General features: G+C 70.3%; 2 protein-coding genes. Both read right to left on the bottom strand.

Going from position 1 to position 599, the window contains the following annotated elements; translation table 11 throughout:
- Window positions 1-16: 16 nt before the first annotated feature.
- Entirely contained in the window at window positions 17-244 is a 228-nt protein-coding gene (locus EIO00_RS23895) for a hypothetical protein (protein WP_140182689.1), read from the bottom strand.
- Window positions 245-335: 91 nt separating this feature from the next.
- Window positions 336-599 (bottom strand): hypothetical protein (locus EIO00_RS23890; RefSeq protein ID WP_161602794.1); only part of this gene is annotated, 264 nt, incomplete at its 5' end.

The following is a 599-nucleotide window of genomic DNA, read 5'->3' as shown; positions in this document are numbered from 1 at the left end:
GGGCCCGGCAGCTGTCCTAGAAACCGGAGTTAGGGTTCCGGCGCGGGAGCCGGGAGAGGGAGACCCGGAGCGGGTCGCCGTAGGACCACAGGCGCCGGGCGTCGTGGACGAGGCGCGGCCACGCGGCCCACACGAGGTAGGCCCACAGGCAGTAGCCCAGGAAGACCGGCACCACGTTGCCGTGCGCCCGTGCGATCCAGAGGAACAGGAGCAGGAAGCTGATCCTCAGCGCCCAGCGCCTCACGAGAGCACCGCCCGCAGGTGGAGCACCTGGACCAGCGACCAGAGCACCAGCACGACACCCGTCACCCACACGGCGACCGATGTACGGGCGTTCACAGGTTCCGCCCGGTGGTGAAGCCCACGCCCAGGCGCGCGACCTTGATGCCGAAGCCGGTCACGAGCGAGAGCAGGACGGCCGAGACGACGACGGCCAAGAGGCCGAAGTCCACCCAGGCCCCGACCCCGGAGGCGATCCCGAAGACGTGCCCGGCGTAGCCCGAGGCCGAGTCCACCCAGCCGGGAAGCGAGCCCTCCGCAGGGGGCTCGGGGCTGTCGTCAATGAGCGACGCCAGCCAATAGAGGATCTTGTCCGTGAT

Source organism: Thermomonospora catenispora, assembly GCF_006363815.1.
GTDB lineage: Bacteria > Actinomycetota > Actinomycetes > Streptosporangiales > Streptosporangiaceae > Thermomonospora > Thermomonospora catenispora.
This window is presented reverse-complemented; position numbering and strand designations above follow the sequence as displayed.